The organism is Prevotella sp. P5-108, from assembly GCF_002251385.1.
In the GTDB taxonomy this organism is placed as follows: Bacteria; Bacteroidota; Bacteroidia; order Bacteroidales; family Bacteroidaceae; genus Prevotella.
Window position 1 is genome coordinate 30,680 of the sequence record NZ_NPJJ01000053.1, and the last position, 25,375, is coordinate 56,054.

The 25,375-nt window shown below is 48.4% G+C and carries 8 protein-coding genes and 1 pseudogene; 3 read left to right on the forward strand and 6 right to left on the reverse strand.

Annotated features, from left to right (window positions below):
* Window positions 1–168: 168 nt before the first annotated feature.
* The 6 genes from CIK95_RS10285 to CIK95_RS10310 form a co-directional block, all read right to left on the reverse strand.
* Complete coding sequence (locus CIK95_RS10285) at window positions 169–13,038, reverse strand: discoidin domain-containing protein (RefSeq protein ID WP_094466953.1); 12,870 nt, start codon at window positions 13,036–13,038, stop codon at window positions 169–171.
* Window positions 13,039–13,055: 17 nt separating this feature from the next.
* On the reverse strand, window positions 13,056–14,438 hold the full coding sequence (locus CIK95_RS10290; protein WP_094387079.1) for a hypothetical protein: 1,383 nt from the start codon (window positions 14,436–14,438) through the stop codon (window positions 13,056–13,058).
* A 260-nt stretch (window positions 14,439–14,698) separates the two neighbouring features.
* On the reverse strand, window positions 14,699–15,724 hold the full coding sequence (locus CIK95_RS10295) for a FimB/Mfa2 family fimbrial subunit (RefSeq protein WP_094423065.1): 1,026 nt from the start codon (window positions 15,722–15,724) through the stop codon (window positions 14,699–14,701).
* A gap of 914 nt (window positions 15,725–16,638) precedes the next feature.
* Entirely contained in the window at window positions 16,639–18,696 is a 2,058-nt protein-coding gene (locus tag CIK95_RS10300; protein ID WP_094466955.1) for a hypothetical protein, read from the reverse strand.
* Between the two features lie 35 nt (window positions 18,697–18,731).
* Window positions 18,732–20,066, reverse strand: a complete 1,335-nt coding sequence (locus CIK95_RS10305) for a hypothetical protein (protein WP_144007805.1) — start codon at window positions 20,064–20,066, stop codon at window positions 18,732–18,734.
* Between the two features lie 20 nt (window positions 20,067–20,086).
* The gene (locus CIK95_RS10310; RefSeq protein ID WP_094389348.1) at window positions 20,087–20,719 is read right to left on the reverse strand and encodes a DUF3575 domain-containing protein; all 633 of its coding nucleotides are present in this window, start codon (window positions 20,717–20,719) and stop codon (window positions 20,087–20,089) included.
* 143 nt (window positions 20,720–20,862) lie between these two features.
* Here CIK95_RS10310 and CIK95_RS13360 point away from each other — a divergent pair.
* From CIK95_RS13360 to CIK95_RS10320, 3 genes and pseudogenes are all read left to right on the forward strand, one after another.
* Window positions 20,863–20,994: pseudogene (locus CIK95_RS13360) on the forward strand (IS982 family transposase); the annotation flags it as partial.
* 761 nt (window positions 20,995–21,755) lie between these two features.
* Window positions 21,756–21,896, forward strand: a complete 141-nt coding sequence (locus CIK95_RS13210; RefSeq protein WP_158214805.1) for a hypothetical protein — start codon at window positions 21,756–21,758, stop codon at window positions 21,894–21,896.
* Window positions 21,897–22,279: 383 nt separating this feature from the next.
* Window positions 22,280–25,369 (forward strand): SusC/RagA family TonB-linked outer membrane protein, encoded by a 3,090-nt coding sequence (locus CIK95_RS10320; protein ID WP_158215126.1) that lies wholly within the window; start codon window positions 22,280–22,282, stop codon window positions 25,367–25,369.
* The last annotated feature ends 6 nt before the right edge of the window (window positions 25,370–25,375 follow it).

Consider the following 25,375-nt stretch of genomic DNA (forward strand, 5'->3'; position numbering starts at 1 on the left):
TGACCATTTTGAGGGTGAAAATAGCCATTTTGTGGGGTCAAAATAGTTATTTTGAGGGGTGAAAATGAGGCGTATAGGTCAAAATGGGTGCTAATAATGCAGTTTGGATTTGGTACATATTTTAGGCGTATAGGTCAAGATTTTCGTCTTTTATTGCAAAATTCCCTATTAATCTCTCCTTACAAGCCCTATAACCTTGCTATTTCCCTCTGCCCTGACTACATATACGCCAGGAGAAAGCTCTGCCTCGCATTTGCCAAGGAATGGAGTGGCACGATGGCGGAGTATGCCATCGGTGGTGTAGAAGAGGACATCGGAATCTGTGGAGAGACCAGAGACTGTTACGTGACAACGGTTGATGGATATGGTCCATCTGGCACTGTTTTCATCACGTTCACCGATGTCAGGACGCACACCGCCGATGGTCAATGAGAATCTACCTGTGGTAAGCACCGGGGATGCAGGATTCTCGCCCACAGTAATCTCAGCAGTATAATCATCTTCCATAAGATTCGTTACAATGCCCGTTTGATAGTCTTTTAGCCATACCTCGGTGGTGGCGGGTGAAACGCCTGCACTCCTATCGAGCGAGAAGATGTAACGACCGGTTGAGCCAACCCTCGTAGCCAAGGATATTTCCTTTTCAATAGGAGCAGCACCTACCAACGACATCATCTCGCCGCCAGCGCCACATACGGCAATGTCGGGGATAGCGGGATTCATCGACATAAACTTCGCTCCGTCGCGATTGATGGTATATACCATAGAGGTGTTATCATCAGAGGTGTTATCCACTGGCTGCAGACTGACAACGCCAGCCGCATGTGAAACGCCCACGCTCCGATCGGCATCCTCACCTGTTGCATCTGCGGAAGACAAGGAGATATTGAGGACGTTACGAGTGTTGCCCGTGTTAGTAGAAGCAGAAGAGGTATATAAGAGCTGGGCAAAGTGGAGATGCTCCTCTTTGTTGATGGTTGCCGTCTGTGTGAAGAAGGCTTCTCCGGGCGAGAGTGTATTATCAGCATACCACGATTGCTTCGTCACATAGCTTCCATTGGGGTTCATCGTATATACCACGTGCGGCACATTCATGGCATACGTCCCGTCGTCCATCTTCTTATATACGGGATAATTGCTTATAAGATAAGGCATGCCCTTGAGGTTCCATCCCATATTATATACAGAGGTGAAGGTGAAGTCAGCACCGCCATTGGTTGATGTGCGGTCGTCATATTGAGTGAGGGTGACATAATCCTTGTCGGCAGACTCGCGATAAAGATAGTGAGCGTCAGGATCGTCAGCGGCTTTCGCTCCGTATGCGGTGAAACGAAGAGTTTGCTTTGTAGCTGTAGAGCCACGGTCGATGAGCATACCCTCGTTGGCTGTGCGGGTGTCTGTGGTGAGCAGTTTCCAACATGGAGAGTCGCTCTCTGCAAAGCTGTACTTATAGTTGCTTCGTGCCTCACCGTCATACTCATATCGATAGAATGGGGCAACGGCTTCTTCCGTAACATTGTTATTATTTTTATCGTATGTGGTAGTTGTGACGAAAGGCATTACGCCCTCATCGTTCGTCCCATAGTTCATGTCAAATGGCAGTGAGACGAGGGAGTATTGTGCGATGGTTTGCTGTCCGATGGTTCTCTCGGCTGCCACATATCGGAGGTCGATAGTATTGCCCTGTCCATAGAGCGAGCCGCCCTCCGATGCCAGAACGTAGCCTGGGCGCAGGGGATTGGCGTTGGTAAAGTATGGTGAATTGTCGCTCTTTACATCACAAATCAGATTGCCACCTTTTTGGAGATACACCACTGAGCCTTCATGTGGATAAGTCTGCCCGTTGTAGCTTGTGGCAAGAGTATTGGCATGTATGTCCAATGGCGAGTTGATAGTTCCCGTTGACCATGTCTCAAAGCATCCTTTATCCACATTGGAACCAATGAAACGGGGATTGCCGAGAAGGTCACGGTCTGAGGTATAGTCAACAAATTGCTGAAGAGAAGATGAGATATGGCTCTTGCCGTCACCCGATGTTCCGTTATCACCGCCTTCAATATTGTCTGTACGTTCGTGTAGCTGATACCACAAGTTGCGATTGCTGACATCCGCCTCTGGTATTTCTCCATGATAAGCCGTAGTGGAAGGACGGAAGTAGGGGGCAAACGGCATAGTAGAGTCCGTCTCCTTATACATTATATTATTAATGGCATGTGAGGCGGTGGAGCCTTGAGTCAAGTCACCTCCTACGACAGTGCAGTTGAGCATATAGCCTCCGGAGCTGAGATCGACAAGGGCTGAGGAGGCTGATGGCATCTTGTTGTCACGTATAAGCGTGTTGTAGAGCAGTCCCGACTGGAGATTGACGAGGTGTTGACCGGTGGCAGTAATCTCATTGTTGGCAATGATGGAGTTGCGCAGGGCCACATTGCCTTGCTGTATATCCACCACGGGCGAAGCGGATTTGTTTGCAGCACCGTTATCGGCATTACCAATCAGAAGTCCGTCGAAAAGACAGTAGGTTAAAGGCTCCACCGATTTTACACCATTCACGATGGTATGCTTGGCGTAAGAAGAAGCCATACCGTCGCGGTCGGCATCCATAGCCTTGATATATTCTTCTATCTTGTCGTTATCGTAATACTTGTTTCCATTCTTATCTGTCGTCTCCTCAACTCCCGTATTGATGGCTGACGGCAGACTTCCATAAAGCGTTACGTTGTTGCGCATGGTGATGGGCTTACCGGTAGATGTGTCCGTACCCTCCTTTACGAAGACATACGACTTTTCGCCTTCATGGACGTTAGAATAAACGGCTGCAGCATCTATGGCTTTCTGGAGATTGCCCTTGGTATATGCCTTTTCCCAAGAGAATCCGTTGTAGGCAGGGCCTGACAAGTCAAGCGATGGATTGACATAGAGCACACGGCTAAGAGTGGCGATACATTCATAAGCACCTCTCTCCATACCGGCAGAGCCGTAATAGCGGCTGTTATTGGCAAGGTCGAAGTCCTTCTTAACCAAGTCCACATAATATGGGTCGTTGTCATCGTCGGCATTCGAAATATCCACGTCAGAAGTGTAAGGATACCTTCCCGTGAGGTCCCTCACGAGTTCCACATATTTCTTAGGCGATGCCTTACCGATAATCTTTGCACTCGGATTGACACGGAAGTCGCGCGAAGCCTTAGCCCAACTGTCAGCAGCAGTTAATGCCGGGTCGAAGAAGTTCGGGCCTTGCAGCACGTTGTTGTTGTCGGATGACAACGTCACATTATAATTATTGACATTATCGTCTGAGCTGAGCGACGATATGGCATTATACGACATGCTTCCAGTAGCGGTTAGACCTGTCCATTCACGAGTAGTCTCATACCCGTTATTGCGCCAAAGCACAGAGTTGTGCATCTCCGAATTGCCTGAAAATTCTATCTCACCACCATTGAGGGCAAAAGTGCAGTTAACCACCTTGGTATCTGTGGCGACGAGCGGACTTCCCGCATTGCTATGGAATACGGAATTATAGATGAGAGCGTCACCTCCACCCTCGCCTATAGTTACTGCCGGCACTTCTGAGGTTGCTCCATTGATGCGGAAGTCGCAGCGGTTCATCGTCAGCTTATAGAGAGGATATTCAGATGGTGTGTCGCTGATTGGATATTGAGTATATTTAACACCATTATTGCTGACTATCTCTCCATTCTCCGTAACGTATGATTTACCTACAGGAGAACCATTTTTATCGACCTGATCCTTATAGAACACAGCGGCACCTCCGTCTTTATCTTTAGACTTAATATTACAGAAGGTCAATCCGTCGAAATATACAGGAACGACATAGTCTTTCACATCGTTAGTAACATTTCCCGAAGATTCCCTCTGCCTTACATCACCTATCACGAAGATATGTCCGAGGAGATCCTCATTCACGCCCGAGCGTTCCGAAGCGAAAAGATAAACGGGATAGTCGTGGATGTTCTCCAGTCCCTGCACATCCTTACTGTAGCCACCACGTATAGTAAGGGAGTTCACACCCTCGGGTGTCGAGCCAACGGGCGGCACTATACTACTCGTAGAGATGTCTGTTGTGATAGTGAAACCGAGATTACCATTGATGGTATATACCGGTTGGTATTGTCCTTCAAGCATACGAATCTCCTTGTCGTGTCCGTTGCGTGATGCAAGCAGCGTCTCTATAGCTCGCTGCACGTCGCTCGTCGCCGTCTCCCATGTCTTACCGTCAGCCACCGAGGCACTGGTTCTCTCCTGTTGCGTCACCCACAGCACATCTACATGTCCTTTCTCCACCGACGGGTCGAGCTTCACGTGCTGGTATTCATACACGCCGAGATCAATGTAAGTCTGGTGGTGAGTAGGGTTGGGGTCGGTGGAAATACGCAGCATCGACTTGCCCGTAGCATCGGCGTATGTCATATACTCGTCATTACCGATTGGCACAGCCGTCTCACCCGTGTTGACATTTTTGTCGTCATACGCCGTATGGCGATAGATACCGGCACCCTTTGCCTTTTCTTCTTCATAGACAAACGTCGGTTTTTTACCGCTCAGGTCCTGCTGTAGATATGTCCATCCATTATCCACGAGGTTGTTGATACGACCTATCATCCAGTCGGCAGAGGTATAATATCCTGCCTTTCCTGCCTTTGACGACGGGTTGATGAAGTTCGGTCCGTTGATGGCGTCGTTGTCAGAGGCGATGATGATGTTGCAGGTAACGGGGTTAAGACCTGTATTGGGATCCTTGTCGGGATTATCTACTGTTGACTCTTTGATAGTTGTGTTGTCTGTATAGAGATAGTTATATTTGCCAATCCACAGCGAAGGTATGAAAGTTCCGAAGCCTTTATATGTCTGGAGTCGGTAATCAATATTGTTTCCGGAGTTTACAGGGGCGTTACCCTTACCCTCCTCGTAGGCGCAGAACCACAGCATCTCGGCATTCTTCTTATTATTATCCTGACTAAGGTTGGCTACCCTGTTCAATCCGCTGTCACCCGTCACTTCATTGCCCCAGAATATGGTGTTGACAATCTTATGTGGATTGTTGGTTTTCAATGTTTGTTCGCCATCAGAGTACTTGCCTCCTTTATTTGGCTTATAGCAATAGATAGCGGGATAGGCATAGGCAAGATTGCGCACCACGTCGCAGTTAATCATGTGGAGCGAGGCATACTCTCCGAGCAGCACAGCACCTCCCACACCTGTCTGATAGTTTGTGTCAGCCTCGTTGTTTGCAAACAGCGAGTTTACTATCACGGTGTTGTAGCTGGCATTGATGGCGCCGCCACGTCCGGCGTATGTCACACTATTATTACCTATTTGGTCAGTCTCCACCTTGGCATAGTTCTGCACAAAGTTGCAGGCGAAGACCTTCAGCTCGCTGTCGGTGAAGATGGCACCTCCAAGGCATCCTCCGTTGTTGCGGAAGTTGCAGTTGCGCACCTCAAGAGGGATGCTTCTATATCCTACAGGCCTCTCGATAGCATTGCCGCTGCCATCCGTATATGTTCTTAAGACATCACCTGTAGTCCAGTTGCCTTCGACACAGATGGCACCCCCCTTATAGTATGTTGATTTACTGTTCACGGCTTTTGCGTCATATCCCATAGCCATGCCGTCCTCGATCTCCACACCATCAATGATGACAGGCACACCACGCTCGTATGGAACAGTGCCGTTGCCGGCATTTGCGTCATATTTCTCACTTGTGATGTCGTGATATTTAATCGTAGCATCAGGCAGTCCTCCCACGTGCTTCTCGTCGGCGATACAAGTTATGACGTGATATACGTTTTCGTTGGAATTACCGTTCACCACCTGTCCTGACAGAATGGTCTGCACTGCCATCTCCCACGGTTCAGCAATGTTGTTGTGGTTGATGTCGGAGAGTTCGCGGTTCTCTATGATGTTCTTAATCTTGGGATGGGAGATAACGACAGTTGAATTGCCATAAGTAAAAGTAGTATTATCAGATGGCTCAGCAGTGTTGCCATAATAGGTGGAATCCTTGTTATTGTCGCTTTGTTTTGTCTTGACACCTCCAACGATGGTCACGCCTTCAGGCACGAGATATGTACGTCCACGGCTGTTCACATATTCTCCCTTGATATTACGCATGGGGTAATATGTTCCGCCGCTGAGGATAATCTCAAACTTCTTCTTTCTGTTTGTATATACGCCATTCTCATCTTTCATCTTGCGTGCCTCCCTCACATATTGCAGCGCATCGTCGAGATAGCGCATGGGATAGGCGAACGACGAGCCTTCCTGCTGATAGTATGGGTCTTGGGTCTGGTTCTGCATCACCTCCACTGATGTAGTAGCCACGTCGTCCTCGTTTTTCACCACAAAGATGCGGGTCATGAGATTGTCGGCAGTAGCCACAGGCAGCACCAGTTCGTCGATGGCTCTCGCTCCGATGTCAATGAAGTCGTTGCCCTCAAATGTGCGTGTTTTCTTTGCGAGGTCTTCGGCGGTAAGGGCATCACTCGCGACAAGGGCTTTATAGTCCTTGTACTCCATGCCTCCACGTGCCAGCAGACTGTATTTCTTTATCTTATAGAACTCATAACTATTATGCATTCTCTTGACAGCCGTTCCCTTGCTGTCGATATAGTCATGGTTGTACGTTTCTGTGGCGAAGCGCACACCCTTGACCACATCGGTATGCACTGCGATGTTGTTGATACCCGGCTCACGTGTTGTCTCAGTGGCGCAGAAGGATATGGGATAGTCTTTGATGGTAAGGTTGGTGTTCCCCGCATCCGTCGGTGTTGTCATGCCGTTGACGTTCGACTGCTCGCTACCCGTGTTCTGCCAGAACAGCACACTGTTTGCCCTGACATTCGGCGTGCCGTTGGTGGTGAACGAGATACCTCCTCCCGCTCCGCTTGCCGTGTTATAGATGATGTCGGATGTGAAGATGCGGGCAGGGTTGGTTGCGGCGTTGACATTCTCAGAGGATGCCGATGCCGGTTCTTCCACGTATAGTCCTCCTCCGTCACCCTTGGTTACCTCGTTATATTGCACGATACTTCCGCTCACCAATGCGCCCTCTTCGAGATACAGTCCACCTCCGAAATCCGTAGCCTTGTTGTTCTGCACCACGCAGTTGCGTATATGGGCATAGCCCGTGACGATGGCAGCGCCACCCACACGAGTGTCAGTTCTCTTTCCTGTAGATTGCTTCTCGCCGTCGGCATTGCCGCCTTCAATGAATAGTCCGTCGAGCACGGCGCGGGCTGATATGTTTTCAAGAGTATCATTTGGATTGAGTGTTCCCTCTTCGTCAAATGTATTATTGGTGAACGTCACCACATTATACACGTTTACATCCTGGTCATCAGCCTGATATACACCGCTGAGAGTTGTGCGGTTTTTCAGTACATCACGGTTGTCGGTATAGTTGCCCTCAGAGACCTTGGTATAGAATCCGTTTTTGTCAGCACTTTCGTAGTCGTCGCTATATCCTCCCCATACCTCCACTCCATGAGGCACGATGATAGTATAGTCGCGTGTGTTCACCTCCTGTCCCGAATTCGTCTTCTTGTATGAGCGGCGAGGGCGATATACAAAGCCAGAATACTGATAAGTTTTGTTCCCGCCTACAGTTGTTTCCTCCGGCGCATCGCCCGCCAACTTCACAATCACTTGTTTCTTGACTACATCGTCCTTATGCTCATACACATATCTTCCCGCAGCATCCAGCACCTTCTGCAACTTAGTCCAGCAAGCCGCATTAGCGGGATTGGCAGCCGAGCCTGTGCCGCGTCCGTTCTGCGTGACATAGTACACCGCCTTGTCCGTGCTTGTAGTTACATCCGGCGTAATGCTATACGCACCATTAAACTCGTATGCACCGATATCCACGGTGCAGTCTTGGATACGGTCGGCATATTGCGCATCGTATGAAGGAAGCACAATATCGGCAGTACCCTCCATATTCTTACCCAACTGGTCAGTTCCCATATTAATGGCAATAGCCCCTTCCTTCAAACTATAGTCACCATTGTCGGCATCGTTGAAGAGGTCTGAGACTGACATACCCTTGTCATCCATATAAACGAATGAAGAAGCATCAACATTAGTATAGGAATTGTCAAAAGTCCTGTGTGTATTTTTATTCTTAAACAAACAGTTTTTCAGAGTGATATTGCCTTTTTCTGTGGTACAGTCGAATTCTTTGGTATTATTTGTTGTATTATTATAAATTATTGAGTTATACACATCAATACGGCCATTTGAGAACCATTTTCCAGAATACAGTGTATATGGTCCTTCATTAGCCGTAATTGTATTATTATAGAATCGTCCATTCTCAAAGAACACGCCAGTACCTTGCGTTGTTCCGTTACCTGTAATCTTATTATGAATGACAGAAGTGTTGAATACAGTACCAGTTCTTTGATAAAGTCCTCCACCAAAGACATTATTGTCAGAACCGCCTTCACTATTTAATATATTACCATCAATCTCACAGTTTTCAATTATTCCACCATTTTGGAATATGCCACCTCCACGAGTATTTGATTTTGACGACAGAATATTATTTGTTATCACACAGTTAGCCAAACGTCCATTGATACGCAAAGCCACTCCAGCTCCACCGTCACGCTGATGTGTAATCTTGGCTCTTCCGTTGCGGATAACAAAACCATCCCAACTGGTAATGACACAGAATGGATTAATTGGGTCGTTATCAAACTCCAGGTTATTTCCTGGTTCCTTTCCATTTATTTGTACACTTCCCTTAAAGTAAGGATATGGCTGGGTAAGCACACGCTGTGACTTATATGCCTTTGCATAACTATTAAGATCATATACATTGTTTTGGACTCTCGAACCTAATAAATGGTCAATCTTTGTGCTGCCGTTATAGGCCTCAATCTCTAATATGTCAACATGCTTTTGACTGTTGTTATTTGAGTTGACCTTAATATATAAGTATTGACAGCTAATAGTCCTACCAAAAACAAGGGTCTGTGATTTATCTGCTGTAATATCTTTATTTTCCCATATCAGCGTGAAGGCTTTCTCATCTACTTGTTGAGCTATACCATCATCGGAATAAGATGGTGCATATCCTATTGTATAGTTGTTGGGATAATAATTGCGGTTTGTGATTTTCAGAGATGTTATTTCATATGTCTGTCCCATATCTATAATTATCCACTGAGGCAGACCACCATTTTTAATTCCATGACCTGCATTATCGTCCTGCCAGCGCGAATGCCAGAATGTATCATTATTTCCATCAATACATGCAGGTGCATTACCCTGTTTATCATCGGAAGAAAAGTCAACTACTTTCCACAAATTAGTGACATCTCCTGAGGAATAAGCAGCCAATACATTATGCTTATAGTCATCTACCTGAGGCCCCCATGCTCCTGTACCAATAACACCTGTCTCAGTCACCTCGTCATCTCTCAATGTCTCAAGGATAGATGTCTTGGGCACACGCTCTTTCATACCAGGGGATTGAGGGTCGCCTCCCTTGCCAGGGAAACCACCATATACATCCACTGCATCACGCATGAAGAAGCCTTCGCGACGGATGTATTCACCCTCACCTATCCAGACTTGAACTCGCTTGCTCTTGTCAACAGTTGAGACTTCTATAGTTGTACGGTCAGGATTGACTGTGCTTTGACTTCCTGGATTGAAATGAGTTACACCTGATTTTGTCGTATATTTAATAGTATTATCATCATTCCTATCCAACGAGCGGGCAAAAGCCTCATCCACAGCCCATTGGAGTCCTGTAAGTTGATAGCCGTCTTCATACAGTTCCGCATCCACGCCGCCAAAGCCGTGGTTGTTCTTATATTTGTCTGACTCGAGGTTTCCATTGATGGCATTCTGCCATGATGAACCGTCACCATCCCTTGTGTTGTCTATTGTTCCGTCGGGATTACGGTAGTCGCGCACATAAATAACCTTGCCGTATGGTGGCTGGTAGCCTCCCTCAACATCCTCATTGGAAGTGTCGCCTTCTGCCACATCGTTATGGTTCTCCACTGCACCAATGTCGGCTGCACCGCCATAGTTGCGGAAGAATACAGTTGTCATGTCCTTTCCGAAACTCGGGTCTGTTGCTGAAGTACCTGTCTCATTGGCAGCATTCACCATCGGGTTCATATTTGTCGGCATCCAGTTGGGGTCGCCACCGTACATCGTCACATCGCCGTCCTTGTTCACCCCAATGTTGCTCGTGGGGTTGACGAACTTGGGATAGGTGTCGGTGTTGGAGGAGTAATAGGAGAACTTGGCGGTGGCGACATCGCTAAAAGAAGTTACTCCCAGGTCCATCATATTGTTGGCATTGGTTGCTCCTTCTGCCAATCTTATACTTCCGTTTGATGTCGTATAGAAAGTGACAACCTTGGAATCGGGAGTAGAGGCATCAGCCTTCAAATCCGTTATCTTGGGATTGTTGCCTGAGGTATATGAGCCATAGCCGATATTGGCATGAAGGGCGGTGTTCTTCACCTTGATATTGGCATTATCAGTTGCCATAACGCCATATCCCACGTTGCCACGGATGAGACAGTGGTTGAGGGTGAGCGTGGCGTTGTTGCCCGTAGCCTCAACGGTGGCTGCCTGCTGACGGGTCACGGCATTGTTGTGGAAGATACAGTTCTCCACATCCACCTGCATCACGGCTCCTGGAGTGTTGCGCAGGAAAAGGGCGGAGCCTTGCGAGGCGGTGCAGTTGGCTACCACGCAGTTGCGTATCTTGATGTTCTCCATCAGTTTGTCGGCATAACTGTTGATAATGGCGATGCCCGCTCCTCCCTCCAAAGCGAGGGTGGGCAGCACACTGCTCGTCTGGGCATTGGCAAAGTAGAGCTGGAAGCCATCCACAATAACGTCGGTCGCTCCATGGCGCACGGTGATGATATGACAACCATTTTCGGCATAGTCGCCACCTGTGATGTTGGCGGTTATGCGGGTTGGGTAAGCCTTGGGATTGCGCTTGGATATGTTGGTGCCGGTGAGCGATGAGGCAAAACCGCCATATAGCCGCACATGGCTCGGCAGGTCGATATACGACGAGCGGATATAGGGAATATAATTGTTTCCAGCCGTGGTGGTTGTGCCCTCCTTGACAAGTAGCTGCACAGGATTGGTAGCTGTGGGATTGAGCTTCTTGACAACATAATCCAAGGCATCGTTGATATTACTGAAAGCATTCTCCCACGAATTGCCCAATGTCTCATCTGAAACTAATGACACCTCAGCATCAGTGGTGGGGTCGATAAATATTGTTTTTATCGGAGTGGTATTGTCTTCCATACTTGCCACTAACTCATATTCACCATTAAAGCTATTAGCCACAAAGGCGCCAAGCACGCAACGGGGGGCAAACTGACTGCCTAAGATGTCCTCAGTGATATGTGCATCAATGATGTCCTTGCCTTCCGTCTCGTAGTCAGAGCCATTGGGATAGTTGGCGCTCGTTGGATAGTCGTTGAGCTGCATCCCCTTATGGCGCAGGTATGACGAGGCGCGGGGATTCCATCGTCTTGAGACAGTGGAACTACCCAGCACTCCCGTTGCATCGGGGACATTGGTGAAGTCAGGATAATATCCCGGAATAGACTCATTGCTGTTTTCCTCATTCAAGGAATACACTCCGTTGGTGCGCTTCACCGTTCCGCTCCAATCGACGTAGTTGTATTTGGAGAGAGCCACGAAGTCGAGCTTCACCTTCGGGGTGGAGGCATTCTCACGGTATGTGGCATACTGCACATTGTTGTTGGCAGCTACCTCATTGCCCCATATCACGGAATTGGTAACCATACCGCCGCCATCCACATACAGTCCGCCGCTGCGTCCGTAGCGACGGCTATTATACACCACTCCCGCTCCCACACATTTGTTGCATGTGATGGTGAGGTGGTTGAGCAGACCGCCATTCTTCATAAACACTCCACCCGCCTCGGCCGATGATGTGTTGTTGTTCACCACGCATCCCGTTGCGTATGAAGCATATCGCGCCTTGTCGTCCTTAGGCTGCGAGGAGAAGGCTATGGAGAGTCCGCCACCACATCTCGCGGCATTGTTCTCGATGAGACAATGGCGCACGATGCCGCCATCATCGCAAGCTACACCGCCACCATATCCGTCGGTAACACCCACTCCGCCCGACTGGTTCTGGGTGACATAGCATTGCTCCATCAGTCCGCCGCCGTCCATATACACACCGCCTCCACGCAGCGACGATGAGTTCTGGCGGATGATACAGTTGCGAAGCACGGTGTTGCCCACCATATACACTCCGCCGCCATAACTGTTGTGATAAGCATGAGAGCCGTCAGTTTGCTCGGGCACGGTGCGGTTGGAGGCATTGCCGTCGCGTATGGTAAAGCCGTCGAGACCGGCGGTATCGGCAAGAGCCACGCCGCGGTTTTTGGTGTCGAGACCGGAGGAATGGGTTGAGGTGTTGGTGGCAAACCATACCACATGGTATGAGTTGCCCGTAAACGACTCGTCGTATTCGTTCTTTTTCGAGTCCCACTTCATCGGGTCTTCCGTAGAGCTACTGTGATTACCACTGAGCGTGGTGGTGTTCTTCATTAGCCACTTCAATCCTTTGGCTTCAGAGATTGGCATTTCCGAACCTTTAGCATCAAGGACGATACGTTCTTCGGGAGTGTCTTCGGGATTTGCGGCATCAAATCCTCCATACACCGTTATGCCCTCATAGATAAGAAAAGAAGTGTATAGCACACCGTCGCCACCGGGGGTAGAAGTGGTGGGGCTGTATGTTCCTTTCGCCACATACACCCGTCCCTCCGTGATGCCGTTTCGGGTCATATAGTCGTGAAGCGACTCTATGGCATCCTGCAGGTTGTTCTTAGCCTGCGCCCACGAAGTGCCGTCGTTGGCATAAGATCCATTCGTCTTCACATATCTCACAGGTCCGCTGAAGCTACCCGTCTGCGCAAAAGCTGTGGTGCAGAGGGTCAGCAAGGCTATTATCGTAGTATATAATCTTCTTTTACTCAGCATGTTATTATCTATGTTATTTACTTATTTGGATCGGTAAACTTCACTATGTTTTCCACGTCTTTCACAGTGTTGACATGGATTGTCGCCCTTATCCATGGGGTGAAAATCGGATAGCCGTCGCTGCCTTTAGGAGCACCGTTGAGGTCTGACTTCTTTATCTTTATCCGGGCATGATGACCCGTGGTGGCATGGTCTTCTTCAGTGAGAAGGGAAGAATATGATCCATCCTTTTTTTTCTCTGAGGTGGTGTAATTGTTCACCAGTATCTTCAACGTAATGTCGTAATAATAATCTCCAGGACTTGGGGTAACAAGTTCCGGCATCACATAGATGACCTTGCGACCGTAGTACATGCCCGACTTTTCTGCTTCCGGGAGCACTTGGTAGTATTCCTTTCTTGTTTTGGCGTTTCCTTTAGAATCTGTATATGGCTGATCTTTTCCCGTATACTTCTCTTCTCCGAGAAAAGCCGCGTCGAATGTGCTTTTGTATTTTATCACATTCATCGGCTTGAATATTGGCAGTTCTTCCTTAGGCAGTAGTCGCGCCTCGATGAAGGAGAAGAACACCTTGTTGTAGTCTTCGGATGTGTTATCCGTCGTGCTGCGCATTGTATCCTTAGAACCATTTGATTCCTTTTTCTCCTGCTTCCATGCCTTGGTTCCTTGAAACTTCTCGTCGATAGTCCATTGCAGGTCAACCTTTGTTGCCACATGATACAGCACCATGTCGATATGCGGCACATTAGAGGCATAGTCTTTTATGGTGCCGTAATAATTACCATCGTTTTCGAGGTTATATGGCGAGGAGTAGAGGTTCTGCATATTGTTACGCAATTCAGACTGGTTGGTGAACGTAACTCCATCCTCTACTTCTTTAGAAGAACTCCAAGACGAGACATCTGTCACGAGTTTGTATTTCGGGTTTGCTGAGCCACTGTCATCCAAGTCCAGATTGCTTGCCACCACATACACCCTGCCTTCCTTGCGGTTGAGCGGGAGATTGATGGAGAGATGACCTTGATAGACATAGAGGCCATCCTTAGCCGAGAAATGACCATTGGTGTTATCTCCGGAAGTGGAGAGCTTCCAGTCCTCGGACTTCACCTCTTGCTTCTTGAATATGACTTGGGTGGAATTAGAGGAAGAGGTTGAGACGAGGTATATATAGAGATATTTGGGGAGAGCAAAGGTCTCCGCTTCACCGGGGTCTCCAAGGGCGCGGGTGACGGCTAACGTCGAAGCAGGCTCCTCATTGCCTATGCCCACATCAGTGGGATTGACGAATCCTTCGGCGGGGATAGAGATGGAGATAGGCATCTCCACGGTCTCCAGACCGCGGGAGGCAAGACTGTCGTCATCCGAACAAGAGGTGACGAAGGCAGCAGCCAGTATCATCATTATAGTCAATAATATATTTTTCAAATCAATTTTCATTGTTATTTTATTTTGGAGGAGTTATTTAATAACTTAAGTTTCGCATATGCTCAACTTTTTGGAAGTTAAGGAGTTAAGGAGTTATCGCTCCCGTTGGTCGCTGGGAGTTAAGCCATTAGTATTGAGCATTGGATATAAGCGCAACAACATTTGGCTTAACTCCTTAACTCCTTAACTCCTTAACTACCAACTATTATCCTTTCTTGCGAAAGTTGAGTTAATAACTATATCTCCGGCTCATAAGTCCCCCCTTGCTTCCAGTCCAGCGTCACGCTTACTCCCACGTCGTGACTCTCGGGAGTGAGCGAGCCGTCGTGCTTCATCTTCATCTTTATTATCTTGAGATAACCGGCGAGGAGGGGTTGCTCCACAGAAATGATGTTCTCAGTGACAGAGCCGTCGGGGAGGGTGATGTATGCCTTTATGCGGAAGAGGGACTCTGCCTGGGAGTCTGCCCTTGCCGGGGCTTGACTGACGGCGGAAGCGGTGGCTACGGTGTTGTTCCTTGATGGGAAGCTCACGGCATAATGGCAGGTGCGGTGCTGACCGGGGAGAGGTATCTCAGTTGAGCGCACCACGGGATTGGCTGTGAAGGCGTAGGTGCTGTCAGCCACTGCGAAGGAGGTGGCGAAGTCCTGGGTGAACACCTTCATGCCGCGTATATCCACACCCGTGGTATCCACCACAAGAGCGGCGCAGCTGTTAGCCATATACAGGTCAACGTAATATGTCTCGGTGCAGCCGCACACCTCTATCACTTGTCTTGCGGTGAAGAGACCGGTGGTGTGGCTGTTGAGGGTGTCGGTGAGGTTGTCATACTGCAACTTCATGTCACCGGGATGGGTGTCATCGAGGGGGCGGATATTTTCAGCGTCGGCTATATTTGCCACAACGAGATTACGGTAGTCACGTTCTGGCAGATACACCACGTATTCAGCTTGCGACGCATCCATCGTATGCTTTTCCGTTTTATACAGTTTGTCGTCGGTGTCATAGAATGAGAGAGAGATGTCGTGTGCCCAGTCAGTGAATATACCGCTGAGTGAGGAGCTGAGTGCTTGTGCCACGGGGCGTTCCTCCTCCGTGCCGAGCTGTGTTTCGAGTTCGGTTTGGATGTTTGTTCTGAGTTTCAGGCGATATACGATTTTGTTGTCCAATCCGCAGTCGGAGTTGTCCTCGTCGATGATAGAGCACGACGAGAGCATCACCGCCGCAGCGGGCAGCATCAGCAGACAATACTTGCTTCTCATTACCTTTATTTATATTATATTATAATTGTTGTTATTAATAAGCACTACATGAATGCGAGGTATTACGCTTTTGCCCTTACAGGGCGAGCGTTGACGCGGTTATGCCAATTACCCAGGGTGGCGCTACGCTCTGCCCTGGGCTATGGGCTGTTGCCCTTTCAGGGCGTGCATTCAACCTGAAGGGCGTGCATTCGACCTGCGTGACGTGCATTCGACCTGCGTAACGTGCATTCAACCTGCAGAACGTGCATTCGACCTGCTTACGACCTAAAATATTACGTTCTGTAATGGTCGAAATATTGCGGGATAGTTGCCAAAATATTGTTCGGATAGTTACCAAAAAGATGTTGGGTAGTTTCCACAATCTCTTTTGGTAGTTAGCAGAATATCATTCGACAGCTCGCATTCAAACACGATGTCCCTTGTCCTCACACTACAAAGAGTTAAGTAATGGCATCACGACAACAGTTGTCGTGATACCATTAGGACTTTCTATAAGTGTCGGAAGTGGATTCGGCAGTGATACCTCCTCTCCCAAGTCAGTATCCCTCCATGTCGGAGAAGCTAACTTAACTCCTATTCTAAGTCAGGCTTTCCACGTCGGAGAAGCTAACCTAACTCCTCTCCTTAGTCAGGAGAGTTGCCCTTTAAAGGGACGGAGAGGTCTGTCTTCTCACGCGCAGCCACTGGGAGCGTGGGCGTCCCGCCCGCGGCATGCCGCCAAAGCATATATCCCTCAGGCATAATGGCTTTATATTACCATCTTTCGGCAGAAGGGACAGACCCCCTCCCCCCTTCGGGGTACTCCCCCTAACTTAGGGGGAGAGCTGAGATTACTCTCGAGCATAGGCTTGCCGCTTCAGACGGCGGTATCTCGACAGTTCCTTTACTTCCGATACTTGAAATATACTATATTAGTTGATTGGAACATCGAATGTCAAACCACTCTGCCATGTGAGGTCAACAGAAAGACCGAGCTGGAGCTTAGAGGCACGGAGGTCAGGAATAGTGACGTATGCGTTCTTCAAGCTATTAATAGTGAAGTTGGCAGTAGTTGTGTAGTCCTGAATGAATACACGGTTTACATTTGTTGCAGGGAAGTTAGACTTAGTAGTCTCAGGCCAATTTATTGAACCTGATGCTGTACCACCTGTATTATTGTCATTTGGATCCAACTTTGCCACAAGATAGAACTTCTGTCCAGGAGCAATGCGACCATCTACCCCAAAGAATTCTTCTTTATCATTGACAAGCTCCAATGCAATGTTGACAGCGGGCTGCTTTCCATCAGTTGCATCAGAAACATAGTTATCAAAAACCAAAGTATAGTTCTTTGATGATTCTGAATTACGTTTTGCCCAAACACCATTAGAAGATGCATCAACAGACAAATCATTGTCATATACAACATACTTCTGGTCATTTGACTTAGGATTAAGGAAATCCCAACCGACTGTCTTTGACTGACCACCAATAAGAATACCTGTTACATGGAATCCACCAGTTGGTATTGTTATCTGTTGATTAGAACTTTCCGAGTTCATTGCAGCGGAGTTGTCTTCAAGATATGCTTTATCAGCACACTTAACTGTAGTTGCAAGACATGCCACACCATAATTAATATTATATTGAAGAGCTACTGAACGAGAGTTGCTATTAACTGTTTTAGTCCAGTCCCTGAAGTTTCCTGTTGATGCATTCCAAACTCCATCCCAATTAGCGACTGTAGTTGGCCAAACATCAGTTCCTGTACCAGTTGTGGCAATTTCTTTAGTAGTTGCACGTGCAGGAGTATGTACAAAGTATGTAAGCGCAGCTGGATATGTAACATTATTCACGTCAAATGCAACATTAGCATTAGTTCCAGTGGACCCTGCATTTCCTACATTACCGTTGGTTACATATTCAAATTTATTAGTGGTATCAAAAGTCAACTGGGCAGCACCTTCAGGAAGTCCGTATGTTGCGGGGAAAGTGCTATATTTATCAACGAGTCCATCATACTCTAACTTATAGCCAGTAGTATTACCCTTAGTGTCTTGCTCTGCTGTTGCCTTGACTTTAATTGTACCACTTGCATTAGTAATATTATCCTTTATAGCACCTGCAAGTCCCTTAACGTCATTGTCAGAAGACGAGCTAAGGTTTTCGCAAATCTCATACAACTGCTTCAATGTGAAAAGAATTGCATTAGCAGAACCTCCACGAGCACCATTTGAACCAACAGAGGTGAAATTTGTATATGCAGTTTTTAAAGTCTGCCATTTTGATTCATCGCCAAGCGAAGCCCATGTACTTGTCGTACTTGTTGAATTAGTATATGAACTATTTACGATTGCATCAAGATAATCAGAAAACTCCTTAGCTGTTGTTGTATAACCACTATTTTCGCTGAGTGTAGTTACCAAAGAATACTCGATGTTAGCTAAAGTCTGTCCACTTTCAATGGTATGTGTTGCTAATGTTCCTTTACTAAATCTATCTTTATTGTTAGATGAGCCAATAGGACCGGTTCCATAGAATAAGAACTGACTTGTTCCTACTGGGATATATACGTCAGTATAAATCTTGCTGGATTGAGTATCAGAAATATCAGAAGCATTAAGTTGTGCGAGTGTAATAACCTGATCCAGCTGAATGTTAGAAGTTCTTTGTGCAGAAGAAGTAGTAACATTAAAAACATCAGCCTCTTTAAAAGTAAGAAGATTGATATTATTCATACCAAGGAATGTACCTGTATTACTATTAGTACCACTTCCATTCTGAGTATTTCCACCAGTCATACGGGTTGAGGTCTTTCCTGAAACAGGCGTTGCGATATTAATCGCAAACTGGGTCTTCACGCTCTTACCGTCATACGTGGGGTTGACGGGAGCATCTGTTACGTCGTCGGAGGACGAGCAGGCTACGAAACCTGCGGTTGACAACAGTGCTATCGCACCGTTGAGAACGTAATGATTAATTTTCTTCATAACTTTTTGTATAATTAAATATTGTATATAATTGATTATTCAAGTTGTTCTGCATTGCGGCGGGCATCCTCGTTACCTGAGGCTGCGGCACGGCGGAAGCGGCAGAGAGCCTCTTGCTTGTCGCCCGTCATGTAGAGGGCTACACCGAGGGCGTTCTGGGCGCGCTCGTCCTGCTCTACGGTGCGGAGCATCGTCAGTGCCTCGGCATAACGTTCCTCACGCAACAGCTCTGAGGCACGGTTGATAACCGCGGCGGCTGAATCGGGCACGTAGTCGTAATATATGCGGATGTATCCTGAATTACGCTGGTCGCTCAGCACGTTGTCCTTCAAGTATTTATATGTCTTTCCCCTGTTCAGCCGCTTCATCTTGCGCTCACGCTCGTCGGGGTTCTTCTCGGTGTCGATGATATTGAGTAGCTGGTCGCGTCCCTCTATATTGCTGTCGGCAATCTGGTCGCGCAGCTCTGTCCATGCCTCACCGCCGTTGCATAGCTCAAACATGGCATTGCCTGTCTTTACCCTCTGCTTGATATAGTCGCGCAGGGCGGCAGCACGGTTCTGACCCAAGAGGTTGTTGCGCTTCACGCTTCCCTCGGGCGAGGCAAGACCGATAATCTGTATGAGCTTTACGCTCGACGTGGAGTCAGCCATAATCTGGCGAGTGATGCTCACGATGGTGTCGAGAGTGGCGGCATTGTCGCGGAAATCGTGCAGCAGTGTCCACTTGTCCAAGGGGAAGAAGACATACAAGGCTCCCTCCTCCTTGCGCAGTATGCGGCTGCTGTCGTAAGGACGATACTGGGATATATGCTGAAGCACGGGATTGTTGCGCTGTAGCTCGCCCGCCTTGCCGGTGTTGTCCTCAACCGGGGAGAACACGGGATGGAAGGGACGCTCGCAGAGGAAACTGTCGCAGCAAAGGACTACGGCAGGACTTACCTCGCAGCAACCCTCCCCCTCTACTGACGTGCAGAGCTGAAGTGTGGAGCCTACTACCCAGGGATAGCGGTCGGTGGGCAGATAGGCGGTGCGAGTGATGACTGAGTCGATACCCGAAGGCACATACGAGGGTACAGTGGCATTGCGGTCGCCAAGCACCACGCGGCGGCGCAGCTTCTTGGCATTGAGCTTGCCGCGCACAGTGACTGACTCCTCAAAGATGGTGTCGGTGCCACAGGTGAAGAGCGGAGTCACCTGATAGGAATAGTCGGATGCCGGCTGAGGCAGGGTGAAGGAATAGCGGACACGGTAGCCATTGCCCTCGCGCTCCACACCGTCAACACGCAGTGACATCTGCGGTGACGTCTGCGATATGGCATCTATACATGCCATAACCGTGAGAGTGATAATCAGAAAAAATCTTTTCATAAATATATCCTTTCCTTACCTTATTTTATTATATACACTATGTTCAACGCCAACTTGGGCAGAACAAGAAACTTGTTGTCGGAACCAAGGTAGGTGCCGCACTTAGGGGAGTAGTACCTGTCAGACCAGGTATAGCCGAGGTCGAGACCCGCCTCAGCCTCAAGACTCCAATGGGGAGAGAGTATCCACGAATAACCGTAGGATGCACCTATGGCGGCAAGGTCGCCCTGTCGGCGCTCACCGTCAACACCACCATAAAGTCCAAAGGGAAACTTGATGTCGCTTACGTTATAATGCACATAAGCTATGTTTGCTCCGAAGTAATGTCCTGAGAATGATTCGCACAACCAGTAGCGAAGTTGTGGGGCAACAAGCAGATGCTTGAGTTTCTTGTTGTCGGAAAAAGACCATGGGTTAAGGGCAACATTTATCCCGGCTGTCCATTTGTTGGATAGCCTTACCTCTATAGCTGCATTGGGAGTTGTGGTGGCGTCATAAAGGATGTTGCTTTTCAAAGCCAAGCCTTGTGCTTTTATGGTTGAAGTGTTACCCATCAACAATAACAACATCAACAATATTACCTTTATCCCTATTGTCTTGCATTTGCTCATTGCATCTGTTTTTAATAATACCTTATTCTGTTCATTTATCATCGACCTCCCAGTAATGGTTTACGGTATGATGCGACAGGTTTATTTGTCGATTAAGTTGCTACGCAACGGTTTTCCTAAATTGACGGTGCAAAGTTACTGAACTTTTTTGTATTGCTGATGATTTCTGCAAAGTTTTTGATGCATTGAAAAAAAAATTGGCGCTTTAGGCAGAAAGAAAGCGCAAATACCAGCGTGAAAGCCGCATGTCAAAGGCGGAAATCATGGTGATAATGATTCTCTTTCATTCATCAGGGTATCGCTGCTTGAAGCATTTTCGTCGAACTCACGTTAATTATGTACAAAGTTATGCGATTATTTGTAAAATCTATCCTTTCTGTCCTTTTTTTTTCATTTTTGCAGCATTTTTAGGCAAAAACGGCGGCCATCGTCGCGTTTTCTGCCATTCCAAGCAGTTTATTTTGAGACCATTTGCACATCGCCCGCTTGCGCAAAAAGTTGCGCAACCCTTGTCCCGACGACCTGCGACATTGGCGCAAATTTGTCGCAGACATCCTCCGTCTTCTTCGCCACATCCTCCGTCCTCTTTGCCGATAGTCTTCAACTTCTCCGCCGCTTCATCCGTCTTGACCGCCATATCCTCCATCTTGCCGCTGCCCCCATTCAGCTTCTCCGCCGCTCCGGCTGTCTTGCTCGCCATTCTGACCCTCCTGTCCGCCACCGCGCCAATCTTGCCCGCTACCAACTATATGTTGATTTCAGGGCATGAAATAATGATTGCAAAGCATGATTTCCTTATTTCGTGCCCCGAAACGACTGTTTCGCGCCTTGCAATTATCCTCAAGAGGGCTGCGGGCGCAATGGCGCTGGTGTCGGCGCAAGGCGTCGCGTACGCGAGCGATAGAGTAATTACTATTAATAGAATATAGTTAAACATATTTAATTTCGCCGTCATCCCTCCGCATCTCTTTTCCCCTCTGCAGCATGGCCGAGATGGCTCTGGCTGCCAGCCTTTGACTCCCGCCCGCATCTCGGGCGTGGTTGTTGTTGGTGAAAGTATAAGTATTTGTAATACAATATGAAGCACGTTACGCAGAATGTGCGCTCTGCCAATCGTCAAGTAGCTGCGCCCGTCTTGCCGACCATCACGCTTGGCATCAAAGTCATCTCTGCGCCCGCCGCGCGCGTGTTTATGATTGTTAACAATCACCGCGCTTGATGTGTTAATTGTTGCAAATGCCCCCAGAGCCATCTCTGCTCCTTTTTTCCATCCCTTCTGTCGTTACCTCTCCATTGCAGGACGATTGAAAAAACACTAAATGCACGTCTGAAATTCATCACGACCTTGGTGGAATTGTGTGCTGTGTACGCACACAGCGATTCCGACCACACAATTTTGCGTTAAAAGCGAAAAAAAGTTCATGAAAATTTGCACGGGAATTATATTTTTTGTTAAATTTGCGGCCATAAAACCAACGTATGCTAAACTCGGACGCGTCCAGGACCAGCCCAACGCAATAAAACCTCATTATAAAAAATTGAAGAATTAGCACTAAACGTCTATTCTTATATGTCTAACTTAAAATAATAATGTTCAACGCTATGAATGAAAAGCAATTGTTAAGATTGTGCTTTTCTGCAGCCTTGTGCATGGGTGCTCTGAGTGTCAGTGCCGCTTCTACGGAAGCCACAGGCAGCTCCTACTCTGTACAGCAGGCTAATGTAAAGCAGGTTAGCGGACAGGTACTCGACGAGAACGGCGAGCCCATCATCGGAGCAACCGTTACCTTGAAGGGAACCAAGACCGCAGTGCCAACCGACGTAGATGGTAACTTCTCATTGAAGGCTCCAGCAGGTAGTAAACTTGTCATTACCTATCTGGGTTACTCCACCGTAGAAGTCAATGCCGGTGAAGGCATCAAAGTAACCATGAAGCCCGATACCGAGGTGCTGAATGAAGTTGTGGTAACAGCTCTGGGTATCAAGAAAGAAGCCAAATCACTTTCGTACAACGTACAGCAGCTTGGCGGAGATGCTGTAACAAAAGTCAAGGATGCCAACTTTGTCAACTCTCTCAATGGTAAAGTAGCGGGTGTCCAGTTTACTACAGGTTCTGCCGGCGTCGGCGGTTCTACCCGTGTCGTTATGCGTGGTGCCAAGTCACTCACCGGCAACAACGGCGTACTCTATGTCATCGACGGTATACCCATGAATGACCTCAAGGGTAGCCAGCCCGAGGGAATCTTCGAGGGTGCCGGCCAGACAGGTGATGCCGTGTCTACCATGAACCCCGATGACATCGAGAGCATCAACGTGCTCACCGGTCCTTCGGCTGCCGCCCTCTATGGTGCCAACGCCGCCAACGGTGTCATCCTCGTTACCACCAAGAAGGGTAAGAAGGGTCATATGGACGTTACCTACAGCGGCAGCTTCCAGTTTTCTGAGCCCTTTGTGATGCACGAGTTCCAGAACCAGTATGGTCCTACCGAGGCCAACTCCTACTTCAGCTGGGGTAGCAAGCTCGCCACTCCTTCAAGCTATAGCCCTAAAGATTTCTTCCAGACCGGTACCAACATCTCTAATAATGTAAGCCTCTCTGTAGGTTCTGACCACAACCAGACCTATCTCTCTTTGGGTTCGACCAATGCCCAGGGCATCATCCACAGCAATGACCTGGACCGTTACAATGTAGCTTTCCGCAACACCACAACTGCATTGAACGACAAGCTGACCATCGACTTCAGCTATATGCTCTCTACCGCCAAGGAGCAGAACATGCTGTCACAGGGACAGTATCACAACCCGCTGGTTGCCGTCTACCTCTTCCCCGCAGGCGACGACTTCAGCAAGCTCGGCTACTATGAGCGCTATGATACCAACCGCAACTTCCCAGTACAGTACTGGCCCTACGCCAACGATATGAGTATGGAGAACCCCTACTGGCAGACTGAGCGCGAGCGCTATATCAACCACAAGACCCGCAATCAGATCTCGCTCTCTCTCAACTACAAGATCAACAGCTGGCTCGACGTGACCGGTCGTGTGAAGTACGACAACAGCCACAACCGCTCCGAGTACAAGTTCTTCGCTTCTACCAACCAGTTGTATGCCTCTAAGTATGGCGCATACAAGAATCTGACCGAAGACTATACCACACTCTACGCCGAGGCATTCCTCAAGGCCAACAAGTATTTCTGCAATGAGACATGGAATGTGTCTGGTGTGCTGGGTACCAATTATACCCAGAACGACTACAAGCCTTTCGGTTTTGAGGGCCATCTGCTGGGTACCCCCAATATCTTCACCTTTGAAAACGTGAAGACCAGCGATGCCACCTTCAAGAAATATCAGGATGACGGCTACCGTACCCGTCTGGAGAGCGTATTCGCTACTGCCCAGGTAGGCTACAAGGGTATGGCTTATGTAGACCTCACTGCCCGCAATGACTGGTCATCCAAGCTCGAAGACAATTTCTTCTACTGGTCTGCCGGTATCTCTGGCATCTGGACCGACATCTTCCCTGTCATCAAGAGCAACAAGTGGCTCAACTACTTCAAGACCCGCCTCTCTTATGCTGAGGTAGGTAATGAGCCTAACAATCCTTATCTCAAGCGCGGCGGTTACACCATCAACCCCACTACCGGTCGCCCTGAGACCACTACCGTCTTCTATGATGACCTCAAGCCCGAGCGCACCAAGTCTTGGGAGTTGGGTCTCGACTTCGTCCTCTTCCAGAACAAGTTGAAGGTCAACGCCACTCTCTATAAGTCGGCTACCTATGACCAGTTCTTCAACGTGCCTATGTCTTCATCTACCGGTTATACCAGCATCTGGACCAACGGTGGCCGCGTAGACAACAAGGGTATCGAACTCTCTGCCCGCTTCAGCCAGCCACTCGGCCCCGTAGACTGGGAGACCTATATGACCTGGACTCTCAACCGCAACGAAATCAAGGAGATGCTCCACGGATGGAAGAACCCCATCGACGGACAACTCTACGACCTCGACGTGATGTATCCCGCCAGCACTTCAGGTTATCAGAACCGTCTGCAGGTAGGTGGCTCTATGAGCGACATCTGGGTACGCACACTCAAGACCGACGAGCACGGAGCCATCTATGTCGACTCTGACACCAAGACCGTAGAGGCCAGCCCCAACGGCAACCAGTATTATGCTTATGCCGGCAAGGCCACACCTAACTACAACCTCTCTTGGGGCAATAGCTTCAGCTGGAAGGGTCTCAACCTCAGCTTCCTCTTCACTTACCGCAATGGTGGCGTGGTAGTCTCTGAGACACAGGCCATCCTCGACTACTATGGCGCTTCCAAGGCTTCTCAGGATGCCCGCAACAACGGTGGTGCTATCGTCAATGGCAAGCCCATCCCCGCTCAGGCTTACTATCAGGTAGTGGGTAACCCCACCAAGACCATCGATGCCATGTACACCTACAGTGCTACCAACCTGCGTCTGCAGGAACTGAGCCTCGGCTATGATGTGCCAATCACCAAGTATGTCAACTGGATCAAGGGTCTCAACCTCTCATTTGTAGCCCACAACCTGTGGATGCTCTACAACAAGGCTCCATTTGATCCTGAACTTACATCCAACACAGGAACCTATTATCAGGGCGTAGACTACTTCATGCAGCCAAGCCTCCGCAACTTAGGTTTCTCTGTTAAAGTTAAATTCTAACAAGGA